Here is a 20,303-nt window from a genome sequence, read left to right as displayed (position 1 = left end):
CGGGGGACGACGGCCCCGGGAACTGTCCACTCGGCGGTGACGATTCCCGCTGGTCACCGCTCGTAGCGTGCCTGCCGTGCCCAGCCCTCCCGGGCCACCCAACAACTTACGGAGGACGCATGTCGCAGGGAATCGAGCCGTCGGAGATGCCAGTGCAGCCGGAGCAGGCACGGCAACCCGAGCGGTCGCCCGGGCAGCGCAAACCGCGTTCGGAGCGCTGGAAGTCCGCATGGGTGCGGCTGCCCGTGCTGTTCGTGCTGCTGCTGGTGGTGAACGTACTGACCAGCCTGGTCAACGGTGTGGCCGCCGCGACCCCGGTGACGGGTCTGCTGTCGGGAGTGGCGACCGCGGGCCTCGCGCTGGGCGCGTACGTGTGGCTGGTACGGCGTCTTGAGGACCGCCGGAACCCGGCCGAACTGCGGCCTGCGGAGGCCCGGTCGGGGCTGCGCCGGGGCGCACTGCTCGGACTGGGGATGTTCGCGCTGGTGATCGTGGTGATCGCGCTGGGCGGCGGCTACCACCTGGAGGGCTGGGGCACGTTCGGCGGGGCGCTCACCACGCTGGGCTTGATGACATGTGTGGCGGTGACGGAGGAACTGGCCTTCCGCGGCGCGTTGTTCCGCATCCTGGAGGAGAGGACCGGCACCTGGGGCGCGCTGGCCGCGTCGGGGCTGATGTTCGGGGCGCTGCACCTGGTGAATCCGGACGCCACGCTGTGGGGCGCGCTGGCCATCGCGGTCGAGGCGGGCCTGCTGTTCGGCGCGGTCTACGCGGCGACCCGCTCGCTGTGGCTGCCGATCGGGCTGCACCTGGGGTGGAACATGGCGGAGGGCGGTGTCTTCGGCACCACCGTCTCCGGGTCCGACGCGAGCCACGGCAGCCTGTTCACCTCCTCGGTGAGCGGTCCCGAGGCGCTGACCGGCGGCGCGTTCGGGCCGGAGGCCAGTGTGGTGGCCATCGTGATCTGCCTGATCCCCACGGTCTTCTTCCTTCGCGAGGCCAAGCGCCGGGGCCGCTTCTTCGCCCGCGGCGACCGTCGGCCGGCACCGACGGCGCGCTGACGGTGACCGACGGGCAGGGCGGCAGGGCCCGGAAGCGGGAGTGCTTCCGGGCCCTGCCGCCCTGCCCGTACAGCCGTCTCAGGGTCTGGCCCGGAGGTCACCTGCGCAGGTATTCCAGCAGGTTCCGCTCCGCGTGCCTGAGGTGTTCCAGGCCCACTTCGCCGGCTCGGGGAACGTTGCCGTCGCGGATCGCCGTGATGATCGTCTGGTGCTCCTCGGCGATCTCGGCGGGGGCGAGGAGGTGCGCGTTCTGCACCTGGGCGAGACAGAGCCGTATCTCATTGATGATCACACTGTGGGCGCGGGAGAGGCGGTCGCTCTCCAGGCCGTCGATCAGCGCCCGGTGGAATGCGACGTCCGCCTGCACGATGTCCGCCACGTTCGAGCCCGTCGAGCACGCCTGGAACGCCTCATGGGCCGTCAGGGCCTCCGGGGTCAGCAGCCGCTTGGAGGCCAGCAGTTCATAGGCCCGCACCTCGATCACACCGCGGGCGAAGTACAGGTCCTGCACGCGTGTCTCGTCGAGCAGCGGGACGCGGGCGCTGCGGTGCGCGGTGCGTTCCAGCAGCCCTTCGCCGACGAGCCGCTCGATCCCGGCCTTCGCGGTCTGCCGCGCGACCTTGTACTCCGTGGCGACCGACGCCTCCGTCACCGCAGTGCCGGCGGTGATCTCGTCCGCGAGGATCCGTTCACGCAACGACGTCACGAGGGCGTCGCCGACGGACTGGGTTACGAGCTGGATCGCCATGCGCGCGTCCTCCACGTCGTGGGTGAGATCCGGGGGTCACAGAGTATCCGCTGAACGCTAGACAATCCGACAAACGGGTGAGATAACTTGACGAACAATTTTCGGGAGGAGCGTCTCTATGCAGGTAGACGCCGTCCGGCGCGTCGTCCTCGCCCCGGATAAGTTCAAGGGAACGGTGTCGGCCCAGCGTCTCGTCGACGTCATGGCGGCCGCGATCGCGGAGCAGAACCCCGCCGCGGCCGTGTCGCGGCTGCCCGTCGCCGACGGCGGCGACGGCAGCGTCGCCGCCGCGCTGTCCGCGGGCTGGACGGCCGTCTCCGTGCCGGCGTCCGACGCCTGGGGCGCGCACACGAAGGCGTCCGTCGCCAGGCTCGGCGGCCGGGCCATCGTCGAGGTGGCGTCCGTCTGCGGCCTCGGTGCGCGGCGCCCCGGCCCGTCCGAGGCGGCCACTGCCACGACGTACGGCGTCGGCGAGGCCGTCGCCGCCCTCCTGGACGACGGGGTCGAGGAGATCACCCTCGCCCTCGGCGGCAGCGCCGCCACCGACGGCGGCACCGGACTGCTGAGCGCGCTAGGCGCCGACCTGCGGGACGCACAGGACCGCCGGCTCGCGCCGGGCGGTGCCGCACTGAACGGGCTCGCGACCGTCCGTACCGCGGGCCTGCATCCCGGGCTGCGGACCGTCCGGCTGGTGCTGGCCTGCGATGTCGACACACCCATGGTGGGGGCCGACGGCTCGGCCGAGATGTTCGCGCGGCAGAAGGGCGCGGACGACGACATGATCGGCCGGCTCTCCGCCGGACTGGCCCATGCGGCAGACGTCCTGGAGGACGCCTTCGGCAGCCGGGGGGCGGCCCGGCTGCCGGGCTCCGGGGCCGCGGGCGGCCTCGCCTGGGCCGGACTCCTGCTCGGCGGACAGCTGCGGTCCGGCGCGGAGGTGTTCCTCGATCTGCTCGGGGCGGTCGAGGAGATCCGCGGGGCGGACCTCGTCATCACCGGGGAGGGCCGCCTCGACGAACAGAGCCTGCGGGGCAAGGCGCCCGTGAGCATCGCCCGGCTCGCCAGGTCGTTCGGGGTGAAGACCGTCGCGATCGTGGGGAGCGACCGCATGCCCGCCACGGAGGGCGAGCGCGCCCTGTTCGCGGACACCATCGCGCTCGACCGCATCGATCCCGCCTGCGCCACCGACCCGGAGCTGACCTGCCGCCTCGTGGGACAGGCCGCCCGCACCCTCGTCCAGGCCCACCTGGGCCGCCCGACCGCCCACAGGAACGGAGCCTGACCGTGACGACTCGGCCCTGGAGCTGCGACACCGTCGTCGCACTCCCCGACGCCACCCGCCGCCGGGCGGTCCTCTTCGGCAAGAACAGCGACCGCCCCGCCGGCGAGGCCCAGCCGCTGCGCCGCCGCCCGGCCCGGCCCGCGGGCGACCCCCTGCGGCTCGCCTATCTCACCGTCGAGGACGCACCCGCCTACGCGCACATCGGTTCCAGCCCCTTCTGGTGCTGGGGATACGAGATGGGCGTGAACGAGCACCGCGTCGCCATCGGCAACGAGGCCGTCTTCAGCCGCGTCTGGGCGGACGCCGTGTCGAAGGAGAAGGCGGGCGACCCGCAGGAGCCGGGCATCCTCGGCATGGAACTCGTCCGCCTGGGGCTGGAACGAGGCAGCACCGCGCGGGAAGCGCTGCAGGTCATCACGGAACTCCTTGAGCGCCACGGCCAGTGGGGCTCGGCCATGGTCGGCACACCCCACGCCGAAGGCTCCTACGACAACGCCTTCGTCATCGCCGACCCGCGGGAAGCCTGGGTACTGGAGACGATCGGCCGCGACTGGGCGGCCCGCCGCATCACCAGCGGTGTCGCGTCGCTCAGCAACGAGCTGTCCATCCGCACGGACGCCGACCTCACCAGCTCCGGGCTGCGCGCGGCGGCGACCCGGGCCGGCTGGCCCTCCGGCGAGCCGCTGGACGTGGCGGACGCCTTCACCGACCCGGGCACACCGCTGCAGGTGTCGCACATCCGCCGCCGCCGCTCCCACCAGCTCCTCACCGACGACGCGGCCGCGGGCATCGGCCTGCACACCATGAAGCGCATCCTGCGCGACCACCTGGAGGACACCTTCCTCGGCGGTCCCTCCTTCGACGCCGCGCGCCCGGACTTCCACACGCTCTGCATGCACGAGCACCCGTCCGGGTTCACCTGGGGCAACACCGCGGCCTCACTGATCGTCGAGCTGCACGACGGGCCCGGCCCGCTCACCCTCTGGTGGTGCCCCGTCACCCCCTGCACGGGCGTCTACCTGCCCGTCCCGCTGGACATCGAGGACCTGCCCGAGGGGCTCAACCGGCCCGCTCCCGCGGCCTCGTGGGATCCTCGCGACCATCGCCGGCCCGCGCACGACCCGCTCGCGGTCTGGTGGCAGTGGCAGCACCTGCTCGACGCCGCGAAGGACCCCCGCGCACGGGACTTCACCGCCCGTGCCGCCCGTCTGCGTACCTCCTTCGACGACCTCGAAGCACGGTGGGAACAGACGCTCGCCTCCCTGGCCGACGGCCCGGAGGCACGGACTGCGTTCGCCCGCAGGTGTCTGGACGAAGCCTGCGCCACGGCCACCGGTCTCGCCCATGAGTTCGGCGCCGATCCCGCCGTCGCCCTCGACAGCCGCTGGGCCGCGCCGACCGTCTGACAACGCTCGGACCGTCTGACAACGCGCCGACCGTCTGACAACGCTTCGCCGAAACACCGTCTGCACCACTTGGAGAACCACGCATGTCCATCAGAGAGTCCTTCCGGGGCCCAGAAGCCTCCATCGACGATCAGATCGAGAGCTTCGCCGTCGAGCGCGTGCCGGACAACAAACGCTGGCCGATCCCCGCCATCAGCCTGGTGCTGCTGGGCAACGCCACCGCCATGTTCTTCTTCTCCTTCGGCGCCCAGCAGACCTTCCTCGTCGGCTGGCCGACGATGCTGCTGCCGATCGGCTACTTCTTCATCGGCGCCGTCCTCATCGGCTCCCTGACCATGCGGATGGCCAGCCGTGAAGGCCTCTCCCAGAGCCTGATCTCCCGCGGGCTCGGCTTCGGAAGCCGCGGAGCCGCACTGACCTCGTTCATCTACGCGGTCAACTTCGTCTACTACTTCCTCTTCGAAGGGACGATCGTCTCCCACGCGATCGCCTACTACTTCGACATCCCCATCGACTCCCTCGCCGGCATCGGGATCTTCGCCCTGATCGGTCTCGTCACGATCGGCTTCGTCTGGCGCGGCATGTACGCCATGTCGACGCTCCAGAAGTGGGGCTTCCCCATCTTCGTCGGACTGCTGGCGTGGGCCCTGATCTCCCTCGGCTCCCAGCACGAGATCGCCGGCGTCAGCCAGTGGAACTCCACCGCGACCGGCGGCGGTGCGGCCCTGTGGACCGCGATGAGCTTCGCCAACGGACAGATGATCTTCCAGGGTCTGATGGCCACCGACTACGGACGCTTCGCCCGCACCAAGATCCGCTACCGCGGCACGGCGACCATCATGCTGCTCGAACTCGTCCCCATGTTCGTCATCATCTTCCTCGGTGCCATGCTGGGCGCGTCGCTCGTCGGCTCCTTCGGCGAGGAGAAGGCGCAGGACCCCGGATTCGTCTTCGTCCACCTCATGGGACTGCTCGGTGTCGTCTTCGTCGTCATCACCCAGATCCGCATCAACGTGATGAACCTGTACGGCGGTTCCATCACCCTGTCGAGCGGCTTCGACGTCGTCGCGGGGTTCCGTCCCGGACGCCCCTGGTGGATGTTCGGCGTGTGGCTGTTCGGCGTCATCTTCTACGCCACGAACGTCATCAACCACCTCGGCACGTTCCTGGCCGTCACCGGTGTCCTCACCAACACCTGGGTGCTGATCATCCTCGCCGACTACTTCGTCTGCCGACGCTGGCTCAAGCTCGGCCGCTCCGAGGACATCGAGTTCCGTGAGGACGAGGTGCGGGAGTGGAACCCCTGCGGCCTGGTCTCCCTCGGCGTCGCGGTGTTCGTGGGCGCCCTCGGCATCCTCGACGTCTACCCGGTGGCGTACGCGTCGTTCATCTCGATGATCCTCGGCCCCGTCCTCCACATCATCCTCACCAAGACGACGAAGGGCCGCTTCTACACCCCCGCACCCACCACCGCCCGGATCCCGTCCACGGCGACGTCGGGAAACTGACGCCGGGGCCCTCTTAGTTGCAGGAGACGGTGTCGTGCCGCGGTCCGTTCCCGCGCGAACTGCTTGCGCAGGACGCGGGAACGGACCGCGGCCGTTGTCGGACCCCGGTCGTACGGTGGTGCTCGATCCACGCGGTCGCAGGCTTTCTGCGACGCTGACATGTCGCCGAGGCGCGCGATCGACCACTCCTCCAGCGCGCGCAGCGGCTCGCGCGGGGTGCGGCCCGCCTCGGTGAGCGTGCACGAGGCTCTGGCCGCCGCGAAGGCGGCCGCAGCTCATCCGCACCGATCGTGTCACGGTGTGCGGCCCGAACGGCGCGGACCTGTGGTGGAGCGGGAAGCGCAAGCACCAGGGCGGCGACATCCACGTCTTATCGGGCCCGGACGGGTTCCCGGGCCGGGTCTCCGACGTGCGCCCGGGACGCGAGCACGACACCACCTGCGCCAAGATTGCCGTGCACCTGCTGCCGGCAGAAGAGCCAGGAGCTGTGCGGGAACTGCGGCCGCGCAGCGGCGGCACAGTGAGCATCCGGATGCTGTTCGTCTTCGACCCCGAACGGCGGGCCATCTTCCTCGTGGCGGGCAACAAGGCGACCGGGCGGCAGTGGGCAGGCTGGTATCCCAGGGCGATCAAGGAAGCGGACGACAAATACACGGCTTACATAGAGGCGCTGGAGCAGGAGAAGAAGGAGTGACAGGGCAGATGAAACTCGGCACCATGGCCGACCTGGCGGCCGACATCACCCCCGAGAAGCGCGAGCGCATCGATGCCATCAAGGCGGAGATGGTCGACGCCGAGCGGGGACACGAACTGGCCGCTCTCCGTAAGGCCCAAGGCTTCACACAGGTCCAGGTCGCCAAGGCCATGGGGGTCACCCAGGGACGGGTCAGCCAGATCGAGCGCGGCCTCGCCCGCCTGGACACCTCAACCATGGCCGCATACCTGCACGCGATCGGTGGCGAGCTGACCATAACGGCCACGGTAGGAAACCTCTCGGTGAAGCTGTAGGGGGGCGGTGGACCACCGACTGGATGGGGTGGTCGGCGAGCGCTCCTCGGCCCGGGGAGTACGTCGGGCGCCTTCCTTGGTGTGGGAGCGCACAGGTGTGGCTGAATCAGATGGCGTCGATCTGCCAGGCGATCATGCCGCTTGATCCCTTGGTGCCGTTGACGTCGATGCGCACCGGCTTGTCCGCTGTGAGGCGCTGCTGAATCAGCGACTGGTCGCAGGGGACCGGTGTTTCTTTGCTTTCTGGTGTCACAGTGAGACGGGCGCTGCCGCTGCCGAAGCAGATCAGGTTGAGCCGGTAGGTCTTGCCCGTGCTCAAGGTGGGCTCCGTGTGGATGCCGTCACTGACGCGCTCCGCGCCGGCTTCGACCATCTCTCCGCCTTGGATGGCGGCCAGAACTGCCTGAGCCTGCTCAGTGAGCTTCTGCTCGGACGGACCGGCAGATGTCTGGGGCGCACTCGGCGCAGATGAGGGTGATTCCGTCGCCGCCTTGTCGCCATCGCTGCCTGATGTGCAGCCGGTGAGAAAAAGCATCGACGCCAGGAGAGCGCATCCGACGAATGAAGCTCGCGCGATCAGGTGGGTCATGACGACGTTTCCCCATACTTCCAACTGACCTCGGACATGGGCGGTGTTGCGGTTCTGCGGTGAAGTCGCCGGTGCCCCGTCACGAATTGGTGTCCACTCTCCCATATGCCCACCGGCACCTCACCAGGCGACTACCGTCATCGCTCCACCACAACCCAGGGGGGACGATGACCAACCCGTACACCACACCACAGGCCGTCAGACCCGCACCAAAATGGGCACGTAAACGCTTCGTGCTGCCCGCGCTCGGCTTCGCTTTCATCGTCGGCCTCGGAGCCGGCGGCAGCAGCGACCCCGGAACGAAGACCGTCGCGGACGACAAGCCGCGACCGACCGCTACCGCGACCGCTACCGTCACCGCGACAGCGACCGCCACTGAAACCGCCGAGCCGGAACCCGCGCCCACTGTCACCGCCACCAAAACCGTCAAGGTGAAGGTCACCGTCACCGCAGGCGGAGGAGGAGGTGGCGGGTCCAGCAGCAACGACGACAGCAGCGGCGGAGGCAGCGCCTACTACGCCAACTGTGACGCGGCCAGAGCTGCAGGCGCCGCACCCGTGCACCGCGGCGACCCCGGCTACGGGAGCCATCTCGACCGAGACGGCGACGGCGTCGGCTGCGAATAGCTGTGTGCCCGTCAGGACGGGGGACGCCTGACGGACGTACTCAGTGCGGTACGAGGGCTGACAGGAAGGACAGATTCTGCTTACCGTCGTTCGGCGGACCCGCCCCGTACTCAGCGGCCCCGTAACGGGGCGTGGGGAGCAACCCCCGGGCGGGCCGACCAGCCCCATCCGATGTCGGCCACGAGCCCCCGCAGGCCTCGCAGTGACTTGCACCAGGTCGTCCACCGCTATTCCTCTTGCCCGCCCTTCGGTGGCTTGCCCTTCAGGTCCGTGCGCCACCCTGGCCGAGTGATCCGCTTGCGGAAGTACGGCGCCGCCAGCCGGTAGTCGACGGCGTTTGAGCTGCCGACCTTCACCGCCGCCACGTGCTGATCCAGGCGACCACCATGGACCCGCCCGCGGTCCGCGCGCTGCGCGCCGTCGTCCCGGAGATCACCGACACCGTCACCGTCATCCGCCGCGACTTCGCCGCCCGGCTGCGCGAGATTGCCGCCGGAACCAGCGAGCCGCCCTCCCCGGACGAGCACGGCGACGACCTGCGCCGGCAGTGCGCCGAGGACTTCGCCCAGGGCGAGGCGCAGCGCGACCGACAGGGCCACCGCGACGACGCCCATCTGATCGCCGACGCATTCGAGTCAGCCCAGGCCCGCACCGACCGTGACCTGTGACCCACCAGGCTCCGCGACCGCCCCGGGGCGGGGCCCGGCCTTCCTTCTTCCCTCACCATCATGAGCACCCCGCCGGACATCGGTAAGTCGGCCTCCGTCAAGGTCGACCAGCAGCTGTACGACGACCTTGCGACGATGCTCGCCACCGGTATGAACGTGTCCGACGCTGTTCGTACCGCGATGCGCATCGTGGCCGGCACCTACCGCCAGGTGGGACACCGGCCGCTGCCCCAAGGACGTGCGTCCGGCGATCGAGCGGTACTGGATCGCACGGTATGACGCAGGTCAGGAGCCCGCCCGCGGCTCGGTGCAGCACACCACGCCCACCCCGTACGTCATCCGTCCGACCCTAGGTCCGACCAATCCGACACCCCGTCAGACCCCGGGCCACAGCGGTACGACGCCGCACCCTCCCGGTCGCACCGCGCCCCGTCCGCCCCGCCCGGCCGGTACGACACCGGCTGCGCCGCATACGACGCCGGTACGACGGCCGGGCCCGTGGCCGCTGCCGGAGTGACCGCCCGTGCGCACGCCCACCCGGCGACCGCGCCAGCCCTTCACCGCGCCCGCAGCACGAGCCGGCGCGTGACAGGCGCGCAGCCGTCCCCCGGCGGCGACGAGTTGCGTGCCCGCGCCTACCTCCGCCTCCTCAACGCCCGCCCCTTCGGCCGCCAGGACCCTGCCGTGAGCATCCCCGAGAACCGGCCCATCACCCCGCCCGGGTCATCCCCGCCAGCGCGCCGCTGCCCGCCCGGGCGCCCGAGCCAGGCGAGGCCCCGCCCTGGCACACCCCGCCTCCTCCTCCGCCTCCTCCGCCGCAGGCGCCGGCGCCTGCGGCACCACCCATACCGCCGCCCGTGCCTGCCGAGGTCGTTGCCCACCACGTCCACGAGATCGTGCACGCCCCGCCCCGGGAGGAGCACGCGCCACGGCTGTGGGAGCGGCTGTGGGACGCCCTGGTCACCTGGCGCATGGTCGCCGCGGTCCTGGCCGCGCTCCTGCCGTGGGCCGATGGCCGCAGTCCCGTCGCGGTCTGGGGCACACCGTCCACCAGGCCCGCACGGAGGCCGGCGTGCTCGCCGCCTACATCATCGCCACCGTCGCCGCCGCCGCGACCTGGTCCCTGGACCGGCACACCGGCCGCTTCGCGCCCCGGTTCCTCCTCGTCACCGCCCTGCTCGGCGGCCTCGGCGTCCTCGACTGGTTCGACCCGTTCACCCTGCTCACGGGAGTCACCCGATGACAGGCGCCACCGGCCTCACCCTCGGCGGCTTCCTCGCCGCGCTGCTCGTCCTCGCCGCGAACCTGTACCCGTGGTGGACCGGCAGCCGAGAGCTGAAGCAACTCGCCCCGTTCGGGAAGGGGTTCACCGCCGCCGCGTGCGCCGCGGCCTGCCCCGGCGGCATCCTCGGATGGGCCCACCACCGCTCCGGCAACCTCGCCGACGGCGCTGGCCAAAGCGTCGGCACCGCGGCCACCGGCACCCGCCCGCCCGCCGCACTGACCAGCGGACAGCTCGTCGGCCTCGGCACCACCGGCGCCGTCGTCGCCGCGGTGGTCGTCTTCCTGGTCTTCCTCTTCTACAAGGAAGCCGGGAAGAAGGACAAGCGGCGCATCATCGGCGGCGCGTTCGTCGGCTCCGTCCTGCTGCTCACCGCGGGCGTCGCCGGCGCCCTGTCCTGGCTGCCCGCGCCCTCAGCGCCGCCAGCACCGGCGTGGTCGACGCCTCCCCGCCCCCGCCGGCCGTCTCGCCACCGGCTCCACCGCCCTCGACCGCCGCCTGTACACCAGGGGCGGCGGTCGAGGGTCGGGACTCATCGATAGTGGGCGTCAGCTGACTTTGAGGGGCTGTCCGGCTGCGTCGTACACCTGCCCAGTGATGGCGTTCACGCGGTACATTTCAACAGCCGCCTCTGCCTGCGAATCATCGCTCATCCCACCGCTGGGCCACGTCACGTTCACAAGCCAATTTGGCTGCCAACTACCGTCCTGCTCGACCGCTTTTACAGTAACCGCTTTGGTGTGGAATTCTGCGCCAGTGTTTCCATTGGCTCGGAGCAGTACGGCTACCGCCTCGCTCACTGCCTTTTCTGCCTGCCTGGCGTCAAGCTTGGCATTGGGGATCTCTGCCCGAGTCGGGCCAAGGGTGACGTCAATCTGAGATACACGTCCAGCCCTGTCTACCTGGACGTCCAGCATTCTGGGCATCAGAACGTTGTTGTGAGTCCATCTCCAGTTCGTCATCCAGCCAAGTGCGGCCTTTTCGCCCACTGGGGCCGTTTCCTTCATGGTCGCGCCCATGGCCCACGGATACTGTCGCTGGGCGTAAGACTTCGCAATTCGAGAGGCTTCTATATCGGTAGACGGGGCTTTCGCGCCTGCCACCGGGTATCCCATGACAGTCGGCCGGTCGCTGTTCTCCAACTGTACGTTCAGGTGCTTTTTGTCCGGCCAGGAAAGGCTGCCGCTACCGAAGGCTTCGGGGTGTCCCTCTTCACGGCTGTGCAGGTTGAAGATGATGTTGGCGCATGAGGGGACCCCGCACGGCTGCTCGTACACCTGTCCGATCTTGTAACGGTCGCCGAATGCCTCTTTTACGGCGGCCTGAACGGCATCCTTCTGCTCGGAGTCTGCGTCGGCGAGGCTGCTACCGTCCACGTTTGTGAAGTCCAGCATCGGGCGCGCAACTCCCGATCCTAAGAGGAGCAGTGCCGCGAAGGCAATCAAAGTCCCCTTCATGCCCGCCTGCCAGGCTAGCGAGCTGCCGATTGTGAGGGAAATCGCAGCGATGGCGAGCCCTATCAAACCACCGATAATGTTCATTTCGGCGTCCGAGCTATCGCATACGCGCCCCAGGCCATTAACGGTGGCCTGAGTGAACTCGATGGCCAGAGGTAGCGCGACGACGCCGAACAGGACAGGAAGCGGGCGACGGATGGCCAAGAGCGCGCATGCCCCGACGGGCACCATCATCGCAAGGTTCCACAACCCTTGCGTGGTGTGGAAGGGCTCGGCGAACTTATGATTAAGGACGCAAACGCCGCTAGCCGAGCCGCCGCCCATAAACGTGACCCCGAGGATGCCGGTGAGAGTAAAGACAAGTCCGGACCACCATACGCCGTGAGGGTTTCTCCGTTTATGGGCGACCGTCCATGCTATGCCGCCGCAAATGAGGCCGATCAATGTGCACACGGCCAGATAGCCGATGCGGTGTTGGAAGATCGCGGAAAACATGGCGTGGTTCCTTGCGTGGTCAGGTCAAGGCGAGCGGTACTGAGGGAAAGGCCCCGCCCTGGCGGGCGGGGCCTGCAGGGCTCTGGTTTAGCAGTGCGAGGCAGGCGTCTGGTACGAGCCGCCGCTGTATTTAAGCAGGCCGATTATGCTCGAGCAGTAGGCGCTGGCCCCCAGCGACCACGTCTGAGACTTCTTCTGGCCCGCGCTGATGGAGACGGCGTTGGCGTAGTGGGCGGTTCCCGAGCGCGAGTAACCAAGCTGGGCGGAGATAGTAGATCCGCCTGTCTTGTCGTACCCGGTGCTGACGACGCCGTTCGAAGCCTGGTGGACGACCAGGACGCCGTTGGACAGAGTGGTGCACCGTTCGATGGGCTCGCTGATGGAGGTGTAGCCGGTGTTGTCACAGTATGTGGCGGCCGAGGCGATCGGCGCGCTGAACATGACAGATCCTGCTGCGATGGCGAGGGCGATGAGAGTGGCGTTGGCTCTGCGGCGCATGGATCTCCTTAGGTCATGGGCATGCCAACCCCTCGGATGCGGAGAGGCTGCGCCTAGATGGAACGTGTCGTGAGTATCCGATCGCAAAGCGTTCACCCCATGCAGATCATCTTTAGCCATTTTGTGATCATCATCTGAGGTTTCTGTGAGTCTCGACTTGCCGATCCCGCCGTGGCCGCAGAGCGCGAACGGGCAATCGCCCAGTTGTCCGCATCGGGGAACCTGCCCCGCTCTTCGATCCGGTCGATGAGGTCGCCGCCCTTACGGGCGACGACTTCGACCGCAGGCCGTAGGCGGCAGCGCGTTCGGCGGCCAGCTCTTTCGCGCCCATTCGGCGGTGCCCAGGTCGGCGTGCACGCACCGGAGCAGACGAAACCCCTCAACACCCCTGTCGACGCCGTGATCTGTGACCCGCCCTACAACAGCGGCGGCCGCACCAACACCGAGCGCCGCGCGCAAGGCGCACGGGACAAGTACGTCAGCGGCGACGTCCAGCACGCCCTGCCGGACTTTGACGGTGACACCCGCGACCAGCGGGGATACACGTACTGGCTCGCCCTCGTCCTCGCCGAGACCTACCGCCTCGCCCGGCCCGGCGCCAGCAGCCTCATCTTCACCGACCGGGCCCAACTCCCCGCCACCTCCGACGCCCTGCAGGCCGCCGGCTGGACCTGGCGCGGCACCATCCCTGGCACAAGCCGATCAGTCGCCCCGTGAAGAACGGGTTCCGCCGCGAATGCGAGTACGTCCTGTGGGGCACCAGAGGCGAGCCCTACCGCCACGCCCCCACCGTCTACCTCCCCGGTCTCCTCGCCGGCAGCCGGCCCCGCGGCCAAACCCGCCAGCACATCACCCAGAAACCCCTCACCGTGATGCGCCAGCTCGTACAGATCGCCCCGCCCGGCGGCCTGGTCCTCGACCCGTTCACCGGCTCCGGCACCACCGGTGAGGCCGCCCTCCTCGAAGGCCGCGCCTTCCTCGGCATAGAGCAGTCACCCCGGTACGCCGACATCGCCCGCCGCCGCCTCACCGACGCACAAGCCGCATAGATTCGCACACGGCTCCAGCCGTCGCTATACGTCCAACGCGACTACCGGATGTCACAGTTTGAGCACACCACCCCCACACCATCCACACGTGAAGACAAGATGCGGCCACACACTCACACCACACCCCGGGGGAACGCATGCGCCGCGCCACCGCCCTACTTGCTGCCGCTCTGCTCCTCGGAGGGGGCACCGCCGGCTGCTCCGACTCCAAGTCGTACGACGAGATCGTCAAGGACTGCACACAGGCCCTCAAGGGCCGCCCGGAGGGGGAGAAAACGAAGCCGGATGCGTGCAAGGGCGTACACGCAGACGACTACGACGCGTTGCTGATGTCGCAGGTGATTGATGATCTGGGATGGACCGACGAGGACGGCAACGTCGACAAGAACAAGATGCTGGACTCACTGCAGCCATAGGACAGTTGGCAGCAGCCCTGTTGCGGGGCCGGGCGGGATCGTTGTCGTGCGGGCGGCTCCCCGTCCCGGCGAGGCCCGCCGCGAACGGTCCCATGCTCCAGGCTCGCGCCCCGGCGCCAGCCCCTACGGTACGGGGCGTCACCGACAGTGGTTTCCGGGACTGAGATCGAGTTGAAGTCCTATCCGGCCCCGTCTGGGCGCCCGCCGACGAGGGCCGGATGGCCCGTGCCCTGGTCTCCGACCTCGCCCGGGTCGGGGTGCCCTCGCAGGCATCCGCCCTGTCCGGACTCATCCGGAACATGGAACTCGTCAGCTAGCCCCAACGGGCTTACAGGGGCGCTCGGTTGTGCCGAAGCGCCCCTGAGAAATTCTCAGGGCCAGCCGCACGGCAGCACGCAAACCTGGGGTGGTCACTTTTCGTACCGACGTGATCATCCGGGGGTATCGGCGATGGAGCCGGTCAATACCAGAAACCCGACGGCAGCAGCGAGGGCGTACCTCGCGCTGGAGTGGCCCCTCACGGTTGGCCACCGGTACCGCCCCAAACAGGGCTGTACGTGCGGCCGGACCACCTGCCCGATCCCGGGCGCACACCCTGTCCCGCATGGCAGCAGCCTGGACGAGTCGTCCCTGACGGCTGCTCTGGAGTCCGCACCCGGCGCCGGACTCATCGCCCACACCGAGCGGTTCGACGCCGTCATCGTCCCCCGACAGGTCGGCATGGCCGCCATGGCCCTCCTCGACCGCGACACCCCGATCCCGTGCCTGATCGCGGCCCCCGACACCTACGTCCTGCTGGTCCTCCCGGCAACCGGACGCTACGCCGCGGTGAACGCGTCCGTTGAGGTCCGCACCGGCCAGGACGGCTGGATCGCTCTCCCGCCGAGCCGGGGCGCGCGGTGGGACAACCCGCCGTGGATCGAGGGCACCACCGAGCCGCGGAAACTGATCAACGGTGATGAGATCCGCTGCACTCTCTCCCGCTGCTTCGCGGTCATCCAGACGGGGTCACAGCGGTGACCTCCGAGACCCTCATGCCTCCAGCCGCGGAGGCCGTCGCCGAGTGGCTGCTCACCTGCGCGATATGGGACGAAGGACAAGCCAAGGAGGAGTGGAGCACCCAGGGCGTCACGCTTGTGCAGTGCGGCCGACGGTTCTGCGCGATCCGACTGCCGCTCCCGCTCGTCAATGGCGCCGCCGACAACGACGACCCGGCGACAGTGGACACCTACCTCAAGACGGCCCTGCACGGGGCGCCGGTGTTCCGCGGCGTCACCGGGCAGTGGCTCTACGTCCTTGTCGAATCGCGCGGTGCCGCCCGCTGGGAGGTCCACGGGATCGAGTGCATCCGTGACCAGCAGCTCGGCGTACCGCGCCCGGACCTGATCGGGTATCCCGGCCGTACGGCCTCGGGGCGCCGTGGGTTCGGGCCGCTCGTACGATGGTGGAGCTCCGTGGGGTGACTTCGGCGGACCTGGATCGGGAGTTCGCGGTCCTCGGGCGGGACCGCCTGGAGGAGGAGTTCGCCCGGATCGCAGCGCTGGTGGCAGTCGCCTGACGCTTGTCTCACCGGGCCCTGTGACTCCGGGCGCTCCCTTGAACAACTTCTACCCGCTCTCACCACACGCCGTGGCTCGTACAGCACTCGATGCCTCGTGAGCTGAGGTGTCCCTACCCCGACAGCGGAGGAACATTGACCGCTCGCACCCTCATCACAGCCGGACGCTCCACCTCGTCCGGAACCGGCCGGTCCCGCAGCTCGCAGAGGCTCACGTCAACCGCGTCACGCTGACCGGCGGAGAGCCGCTCATGCACGAGGACCCGATCGAGGTCGCCGCCGCCTTCCACACAAAGCAGGTACGGAGCCGCAGGCGGGCCCGGCAGTGCCGATCTGCCGGGCCACTGTCATTGCACCGAGGCGGGAAGGCCGGGTTCAGCCGCCGACCTCGGCCTTCTGCGCTGCGGCCGGCTGCTGGACCGGGGTGGACAGGGGAAGCGGGATCTTCTGCGCGAGCTTGTCGCCCTCGACATCGAGGTCGGGCAGCAGACGGTCCAGCCACGCGGGAATCCACCAGGCCTTTTCACGGGCGAGTGCCATGGTCGCCGGGATGAACGTCATGCGGATGACGAACGCGTCGATGACGATGCCCACCGCCAGTGCGAACCCGGCCTGCTTGATCATGGGCTGGGCGTTGAAGATGAATCCGGCGAAGACCGACACCATGATCGTCGCCGCGGCGACGACCACGGCACTCGCCTGGGCGAAACCGGAGACGGTCGCGTCGAGCGGACGGGCCCCGTGCATCCGGGCCTCGCGCATCGAGGTGACCAGGAACATCTGATAGTCCATGGCCAGTCCGTAGAGCACACCCGTGACGATGATGGGCAGCAGGCACACCACGGGCGCGGTCGCGTCCAGCCCGAACAGGGCCTGGAGCCAGCCCCATTGGAAGACGGCCGTGGTGATGCCGAAGGTCGCGGCGATGCTGAGCAGGAAACCGAGCGTGGCCATCACCGGGACGACGACGGAGCGGAAGACCAGGAGCAGGACGACCAGCGAGAGCCCGAGCACCGTGGCGACGTAGAGGGGCAGGACGTCGGCGAGCCGGTCCGACACGTCGATCGCCAGGGCGGTGAAGCCGGTGACGCCGATGGTGACGCCGTGCTTCCGGCTCAGCTCCTGGCCCTTGTCCCGCACGGAGGTGACGAGGGCTTTGGTGCCGTCGTCGTCCGGTCCGTCGGCCGGCACAAGACCGAGCACGGCCGTGCTGCCGGAGCTGTTCATCCCGGCCAGCGCAACCGATGCGGCGCCCTCGGTGTCCCTCAGGCCGGCGGCCGTCGCGGCGAGGGCAGCGGGCGTCAGCGGCTTTCCGCTGTCGGTGGCATGGACCACGACCATCAAGGGCCCGTTGTAGCCGGGGCCGAAGGCGTCGTTGACCGCCTCGTAGCTCTGGCGCTGCGCGGTGTCCGGGTTGTAGCTGGCACCGGACGGCAGGCCGAGCTTCATGCCGGCGGCGGGCAGCGCCAGCACCAGGGGGATCAGCGATGCGGCCGCGAGAGCGGCGGACTTGTGCCGGACCAGACGTGATCCCCAGCGCGTCGCCCGGGTGTGCGCGGCGGCGGAGGCGTGCCGCTGTGCCGTGCGGCGGGCCTTGACCGAGCAGATGCGCTCCTTGACCAGGCCCAGCAGGGCGGGCAGCAGGGTCAGGGCGAGCAGCACGGCGACGGCGATCGTGGCCGCGGCGACGAGGGCCATGGTGCTGAGCAGGGTGATACCGACCACCAGGAGCCCCGTCAGCGCGATGATGACGGTGCTGCCGGCGAAGAAGACCGCGCTGCCCGCGGTGCCGATGGCGCGGCCGGCCGCCTCACGCGCGTCCAGGCCGTCGTCCAGGATCAGCCGCCGCTGCCGGTTGACGATGAACAGGGCGTAGTCGATACCGACGGCGAGTCCCAGCATCAGCGCCAGTACGGCGGTGAGCGAGTGGATCTCGAACACGGTGCTGAGGGTGAAGGCGCCGCCCACGCCCACGGTGACACCGAACAGGGCGATCAGCAGGGGCAGGCCCGCCGCCACGACCGAGCCCAGGGTGACCAGCAGGACGATGGCCGCCACGACGACACCGACGATCTCGCCGACGCCCACGATCTCGGGCATCTCCATCATCGACGCCGACGGCAGGACGTCGAGATGGCCGCGCCCGGCCTGCCGCTCGGCCGCCTCGACGGTGCTGTCGATCGTCCCGGAGGGCAACTCATAGGTCTGCTCGTCGAACTGGAACTGCATCAGGGCGGTGGACCCGTCCGCCGAGACGACGACCCCCGGCACCGGGCTGCCGTTCGCCTGAAGCGGGACCGGCGCCCTGCCTCCGGCCGGCTGCCCGGTGGCCTGTGCCACCGCGGCCTGCGCCTGCAGCAGGGGACTGCTCTCGTTCTTGGCCAGTTCCCCGGCGAGCACCGTGCGCGCGTCGACGACGTGGTCGTGGCGGTAGACCGCGTCCACCGCGGCGAGCAGGGCGGCCCGGCTGTCGCCGCCGTCGACCCGGGCCCCGTTCTGGGCCCGGAAGACCAGCATGCCCTGTCCGCCGGACGCCTCGGGCAGGGACGTCGCCAGGTCGTCGATGACCTCCTGTGCGGGGGTGCCGTCGATGCGTACCTCGTTGCTCAGCTTCACCGGGTTGGCCGCGAGCAGGCCCACCACGGCGAACACCACCGCCAGCCAGCCGGCGACGACGTACCACGGCCTGGCGTAGGCGAACCGCCCCAGCCGGTACAGCAGTACAGACACGACTCTCTCCTCACTGACTCCGGGCGCCGCCCGGTGGGCGACTGGACGCCGGAAGTGAGAGGGTACTATCAAACCGATAGGAGGCTATCAGTTTTCGGGGCGGGTAGCCTGCGCTCAGCAGCGAGAGGAGTCAGAAGTGCCGAATGCCGCACCCCGCACACACCGGTCCCGCCGGGTCGACGCCCGGTCCAGCGTGGAGCGCATCATCGCGGCCGGACGCACCGTTCTCGGCGCCGGCGACGGCTCGTTGGAGCAGATAGCCGCCGAGGCGGGCGTGGGGATCGCCACCCTCTACCGGCACTTCCCCAACCGGGAGGCGCTCGTCCGGGCCGTCCTCGACGACATCCTCGAGACCGACCTCCTCCCGCTGATCATCGAGGAGGAGGCGCTGCGCCATCCGCGCCGGTCGCTCCTGAACATCGCCACCCGGCTGCTCGACCTGATCACCGAGGAGCGCGGACTGGTGACCTTCGCCAGCAACTTCGCCGACGTCGCCGTGGACGCGTTGCAGCGCTTCAGCGCCTCCCTCCACCCCCTGCTGCTCCGCGCACAGGAGCAGGGCGAGATCCGCACCGACCTCACCGCGGACGACATCCCGCGCTTCCTCGTCATGGGCATCGCCGGCCTCGCGCTCCCCGGCACCACGCACTCCACCCGAGCACGCTTCATCGTCCTGCTCTTCGACTCGCTCAACCCCGCCAGCGCGACCCCCCTGCCGCCCCTGCTCCCGGAGGAGCACGACCTCCGCACGGCCATCAGTAACGTCCCCCGCGACTGACCGACAGCACGGCCCGCCGACAGGCCCGGCCCGTCCGCCGACGGCCATGTCCCGCTTTGGCACATTCACGCGGGATCGCGGCGACGTAGCCTCGCCGACGATCAACCGCGGTGCAGCCGTGCCCGGGAGGCACACCTCCGGGTGTGTGCGCTCGGCCCGGTGACCGGCCGCGCCGGCACCCGAAAAAGGGAGAGGGCATGGGACGGCTTTCCGGAAAGGTCGCGATCGTCACCGGGGCGGGTTCCGGGCAGGGAAGGGCCACGGCGCTGGCGCTGGCTACCGAGGGGGCTCGTGTGATGGCGGCGGATGTCAACGAGACCGGACTCGCCGAACTCGCGTCCGCCGCGGGGGAGATCGTCGTCAAACGCTGCGACGTCAGTCGCGCGGAGGAGGTGGAGGCCCTGGTGGCCGCGGCGGAAGAGCGTTTCGGTGCCCTGCACGCGATGCTCAACTGCGCGGGCTACCTCCGTGCGGCTCCGCTGCTGGAGACGACCGAGGAGATGCTCGACGGCATGATCGACGTCAACCTCAAGGGTGTCTTCTACGGATGCAAGTTCGCTGTGCCGGCGATGCGGCGCAGCGGGGGAGGCTCGATCGTCAACTGGGGATCGGTCAATTCCCTGGTCGCCGAACCGGAGATCTCCGCCTACTCCGCCACCAAAGGCGCGGTGCTGATGATCACCAAGTCGGTGGCGGTCGAGTTCGCGAAGGACAACATCCGTGCGAACTGCGTCTGTCCGGGCGCGGTACGCACGCCCATGGTCGAGGGCTTCTTCGACGAGGGATTCTTCGAGGACGAAGCGGCGCAGCGCACGTACCAGCCGCTCGGCATGGGCACACCGGAGCAGGTCGCGGATGTGGCGGTCTTCCTCGCCTCGGACGAGTCCCGTCTCATGACCGGTTCGGCGGTGGTCGTCGACGGCGGCTACACGGCCCTGTAGCGGCCCCGCCGGCGGACCCGGCCCGGAGCCGCTGTCGCACCGTGGACCGGCCGGGCCGTACCGGCGGCTCCGTCTCGACACCGGCGGCTCCGTCTCGGCACCGCGCGTGCCGAGGGCGGCCGTACCGCCCGGCTGCCGGACCGGACGGGGTCCGCCGTCGCGCGCGTACCGGACCTGCCCGTCGGGAAGGCACGGACTTCACC

General features: G+C 69.5%; 23 protein-coding genes and 1 pseudogene. 19 read left to right on the top strand and 5 right to left on the bottom strand.

The features are described 5' to 3' along the window. The first annotated feature begins 119 nt into the window (after positions 1-119). On the top strand, positions 120-1,061 hold the full coding sequence (locus tag CTZ28_RS42235) for a CPBP family intramembrane glutamic endopeptidase (protein ID WP_259472065.1): 942 nt from the start codon (positions 120-122) through the stop codon (positions 1,059-1,061). Positions 1,062-1,158: 97 nt separating this feature from the next. Here CTZ28_RS42235 and CTZ28_RS42230 read toward each other — a convergent pair whose 3' ends face one another. Beyond that, complete coding sequence (locus CTZ28_RS42230; RefSeq protein ID WP_121895066.1) at positions 1,159-1,809, bottom strand: GntR family transcriptional regulator; 651 nt, start codon at positions 1,807-1,809, stop codon at positions 1,159-1,161. 118 nt (positions 1,810-1,927) lie between these two features. Here CTZ28_RS42230 and CTZ28_RS42225 point away from each other — a divergent pair, with 118 nt between their 5' ends. From CTZ28_RS42225 to CTZ28_RS42200, 6 genes and pseudogenes are all read left to right on the top strand, one after another. Next, a complete protein-coding gene (locus CTZ28_RS42225) occupies positions 1,928-3,091 on the top strand; it encodes a glycerate kinase (RefSeq protein WP_121895065.1) in 1,164 nt (387 codons plus the stop codon). A 2-nt stretch (positions 3,092-3,093) separates the two neighbouring features. Beyond that, positions 3,094-4,497, top strand: coding sequence for a C69 family dipeptidase (locus CTZ28_RS42220; RefSeq protein WP_121895064.1), 1,404 nt, complete (start codon positions 3,094-3,096; stop codon positions 4,495-4,497). 83 nt (positions 4,498-4,580) lie between these two features. Next, complete coding sequence (locus CTZ28_RS42215; RefSeq protein WP_121895063.1) at positions 4,581-6,005, top strand: purine-cytosine permease family protein; 1,425 nt, start codon at positions 4,581-4,583, stop codon at positions 6,003-6,005. A gap of 274 nt (positions 6,006-6,279) precedes the next feature. Further along, positions 6,280-6,453 (top strand): annotated as a pseudogene (locus tag CTZ28_RS49120) (IS5/IS1182 family transposase); the annotation flags it as partial. Between the two features lie 6 nt (positions 6,454-6,459). After that, positions 6,460-6,699, top strand: a complete 240-nt coding sequence (locus CTZ28_RS49115) for a type II toxin-antitoxin system RelE/ParE family toxin (RefSeq protein ID WP_310887654.1) — start codon at positions 6,460-6,462, stop codon at positions 6,697-6,699. Between the two features lie 8 nt (positions 6,700-6,707). Then, the gene (locus CTZ28_RS42200; protein ID WP_121895062.1) at positions 6,708-7,013 is read left to right on the top strand and encodes a helix-turn-helix domain-containing protein; all 306 of its coding nucleotides are present in this window, start codon (positions 6,708-6,710) and stop codon (positions 7,011-7,013) included. 106 nt (positions 7,014-7,119) lie between these two features. Here the strand turns inward: CTZ28_RS42200 and CTZ28_RS49110 are convergent, their stop codons facing one another. After that, the gene (locus tag CTZ28_RS49110) at positions 7,120-7,602 is read right to left on the bottom strand and encodes a hypothetical protein (RefSeq protein WP_259472064.1); all 483 of its coding nucleotides are present in this window, start codon (positions 7,600-7,602) and stop codon (positions 7,120-7,122) included. A 167-nt stretch (positions 7,603-7,769) separates the two neighbouring features. Here CTZ28_RS49110 and CTZ28_RS42190 point away from each other — a divergent pair, with 167 nt between their 5' ends. From CTZ28_RS42190 to CTZ28_RS42175, 5 genes are all read left to right on the top strand, one after another. Beyond that, a complete protein-coding gene (locus CTZ28_RS42190; RefSeq protein WP_121895060.1) occupies positions 7,770-8,228 on the top strand; it encodes an excalibur calcium-binding domain-containing protein in 459 nt (152 codons plus the stop codon). A gap of 365 nt (positions 8,229-8,593) precedes the next feature. Further along, positions 8,594-8,896: a hypothetical protein gene (locus CTZ28_RS42185; RefSeq protein WP_121895059.1), complete on the top strand. Its 303-nt coding sequence runs from the start codon at positions 8,594-8,596 to the stop codon at positions 8,894-8,896. A 60-nt stretch (positions 8,897-8,956) separates the two neighbouring features. Then, positions 8,957-9,175, top strand: a complete 219-nt coding sequence (locus CTZ28_RS42180) for a hypothetical protein (protein ID WP_121895058.1) — start codon at positions 8,957-8,959, stop codon at positions 9,173-9,175. Between the two features lie 724 nt (positions 9,176-9,899). Then, positions 9,900-10,139: a hypothetical protein gene (locus tag CTZ28_RS46725; protein WP_147481276.1), complete on the top strand. Its 240-nt coding sequence runs from the start codon at positions 9,900-9,902 to the stop codon at positions 10,137-10,139. Then, positions 10,136-10,720, top strand: coding sequence for a hypothetical protein (locus tag CTZ28_RS42175; RefSeq protein ID WP_183154860.1), 585 nt, complete (start codon positions 10,136-10,138; stop codon positions 10,718-10,720). Before CTZ28_RS46725 ends, CTZ28_RS42175 begins: the two co-directional genes overlap by 4 nt. A gap of 6 nt (positions 10,721-10,726) precedes the next feature. On the opposite strand, the gene CTZ28_RS42170 is transcribed toward CTZ28_RS42175, so the two are convergent. Beyond that, complete coding sequence (locus CTZ28_RS42170) at positions 10,727-12,130, bottom strand: VanZ family protein (protein WP_121895057.1); 1,404 nt, start codon at positions 12,128-12,130, stop codon at positions 10,727-10,729. An 87-nt stretch (positions 12,131-12,217) separates the two neighbouring features. Then, on the bottom strand, positions 12,218-12,628 hold the full coding sequence (locus tag CTZ28_RS49105) for a hypothetical protein (protein WP_259472063.1): 411 nt from the start codon (positions 12,626-12,628) through the stop codon (positions 12,218-12,220). 351 nt (positions 12,629-12,979) lie between these two features. Here CTZ28_RS49105 and CTZ28_RS49100 point away from each other — a divergent pair, with 351 nt between their 5' ends. From CTZ28_RS49100 to CTZ28_RS42145, 5 genes are all read left to right on the top strand, one after another. Next, complete coding sequence (locus CTZ28_RS49100; protein WP_259472062.1) at positions 12,980-13,345, top strand: hypothetical protein; 366 nt, start codon at positions 12,980-12,982, stop codon at positions 13,343-13,345. Beyond that, positions 13,342-13,677 carry a DNA methyltransferase gene (locus CTZ28_RS49095; RefSeq protein ID WP_259472061.1) on the top strand — a complete coding sequence of 112 codons (336 nt, stop codon included), beginning with the start codon at positions 13,342-13,344 and terminating at the stop codon, positions 13,675-13,677. Before CTZ28_RS49100 ends, CTZ28_RS49095 begins: the two co-directional genes overlap by 4 nt. A 137-nt stretch (positions 13,678-13,814) precedes the next feature. Further along, positions 13,815-14,093 (top strand): hypothetical protein, encoded by a 279-nt coding sequence (locus CTZ28_RS42155; RefSeq protein WP_121895056.1) that lies wholly within the window; start codon positions 13,815-13,817, stop codon positions 14,091-14,093. Between the two features lie 450 nt (positions 14,094-14,543). Further along, a complete protein-coding gene (locus tag CTZ28_RS42150; RefSeq protein WP_121895055.1) occupies positions 14,544-15,113 on the top strand; it encodes a hypothetical protein in 570 nt (189 codons plus the stop codon). Beyond that, positions 15,110-15,556 carry a hypothetical protein gene (locus CTZ28_RS42145; RefSeq protein WP_121895054.1) on the top strand — a complete coding sequence of 149 codons (447 nt, stop codon included), beginning with the start codon at positions 15,110-15,112 and terminating at the stop codon, positions 15,554-15,556. Before CTZ28_RS42150 ends, CTZ28_RS42145 begins: the two co-directional genes overlap by 4 nt. A gap of 470 nt (positions 15,557-16,026) precedes the next feature. Here CTZ28_RS42145 and CTZ28_RS42140 read toward each other — a convergent pair whose 3' ends face one another. Further along, positions 16,027-18,381 (bottom strand): MMPL family transporter, encoded by a 2,355-nt coding sequence (locus tag CTZ28_RS42140; RefSeq protein WP_121895053.1) that lies wholly within the window; start codon positions 18,379-18,381, stop codon positions 16,027-16,029. Between the two features lie 136 nt (positions 18,382-18,517). Between CTZ28_RS42140 and CTZ28_RS42135 the strand changes: the two genes are divergently transcribed. Together CTZ28_RS42135 and CTZ28_RS42130 are read left to right on the top strand one after the other, a co-directional pair. Then, positions 18,518-19,159, top strand: a complete 642-nt coding sequence (locus tag CTZ28_RS42135; RefSeq protein WP_259472060.1) for a TetR/AcrR family transcriptional regulator — start codon at positions 18,518-18,520, stop codon at positions 19,157-19,159. A gap of 197 nt (positions 19,160-19,356) precedes the next feature. Next, positions 19,357-20,100, top strand: coding sequence for an SDR family NAD(P)-dependent oxidoreductase (locus CTZ28_RS42130; protein ID WP_121895052.1), 744 nt, complete (start codon positions 19,357-19,359; stop codon positions 20,098-20,100). Positions 20,101-20,303: the final 203 nt, after the last annotated feature.

The sequence above is a fragment of the Streptomyces shenzhenensis genome, assembly GCF_003688995.1.
GTDB lineage: Bacteria > Actinomycetota > Actinomycetes > Streptomycetales > Streptomycetaceae > Streptomyces > Streptomyces shenzhenensis_A.
This window is presented reverse-complemented; position numbering and strand designations above follow the sequence as displayed.

Excerpts from the sequence above, each read along its gene's own strand:
- CTZ28_RS42200 (WP_121895062.1), top strand. The coding sequence starts at position 6,708 with ATGAAACTCGGCACCATGGCCGACCTGGCGGCCGACATCACCCCCGAG.
- CTZ28_RS42130 (WP_121895052.1), top strand. The coding sequence starts at position 19,357 with ATGGGACGGCTTTCCGGAAAGGTCGCGATCGTCACCGGGGCGGGTTCC.
- CTZ28_RS42155 (WP_121895056.1), top strand. The coding sequence starts at position 13,815 with ATGCGCCGCGCCACCGCCCTACTTGCTGCCGCTCTGCTCCTCGGAGGG.
- CTZ28_RS49110 (WP_259472064.1), bottom strand. The coding sequence starts at position 7,602 with ATGACCCACCTGATCGCGCGAGCTTCATTCGTCGGATGCGCTCTCCTG.
- CTZ28_RS42215 (WP_121895063.1), top strand. The coding sequence starts at position 4,581 with ATGTCCATCAGAGAGTCCTTCCGGGGCCCAGAAGCCTCCATCGACGAT.
- CTZ28_RS42230 (WP_121895066.1), bottom strand. The coding sequence starts at position 1,809 with ATGGCGATCCAGCTCGTAACCCAGTCCGTCGGCGACGCCCTCGTGACG.
- CTZ28_RS42190 (WP_121895060.1), top strand. The coding sequence starts at position 7,770 with ATGACCAACCCGTACACCACACCACAGGCCGTCAGACCCGCACCAAAA.
- CTZ28_RS42180 (WP_121895058.1), top strand. The coding sequence starts at position 8,957 with ATGAGCACCCCGCCGGACATCGGTAAGTCGGCCTCCGTCAAGGTCGAC.
- CTZ28_RS49105 (WP_259472063.1), bottom strand. The coding sequence starts at position 12,628 with ATGCGCCGCAGAGCCAACGCCACTCTCATCGCCCTCGCCATCGCAGCA.
- CTZ28_RS42170 (WP_121895057.1), bottom strand. The coding sequence starts at position 12,130 with ATGTTTTCCGCGATCTTCCAACACCGCATCGGCTATCTGGCCGTGTGC.
- CTZ28_RS42225 (WP_121895065.1), top strand. The coding sequence starts at position 1,928 with ATGCAGGTAGACGCCGTCCGGCGCGTCGTCCTCGCCCCGGATAAGTTC.
- CTZ28_RS42175 (WP_183154860.1), top strand. The coding sequence starts at position 10,136 with ATGACAGGCGCCACCGGCCTCACCCTCGGCGGCTTCCTCGCCGCGCTG.
- CTZ28_RS42235 (WP_259472065.1), top strand. The coding sequence starts at position 120 with ATGTCGCAGGGAATCGAGCCGTCGGAGATGCCAGTGCAGCCGGAGCAG.
- CTZ28_RS42150 (WP_121895055.1), top strand. The coding sequence starts at position 14,544 with ATGGAGCCGGTCAATACCAGAAACCCGACGGCAGCAGCGAGGGCGTAC.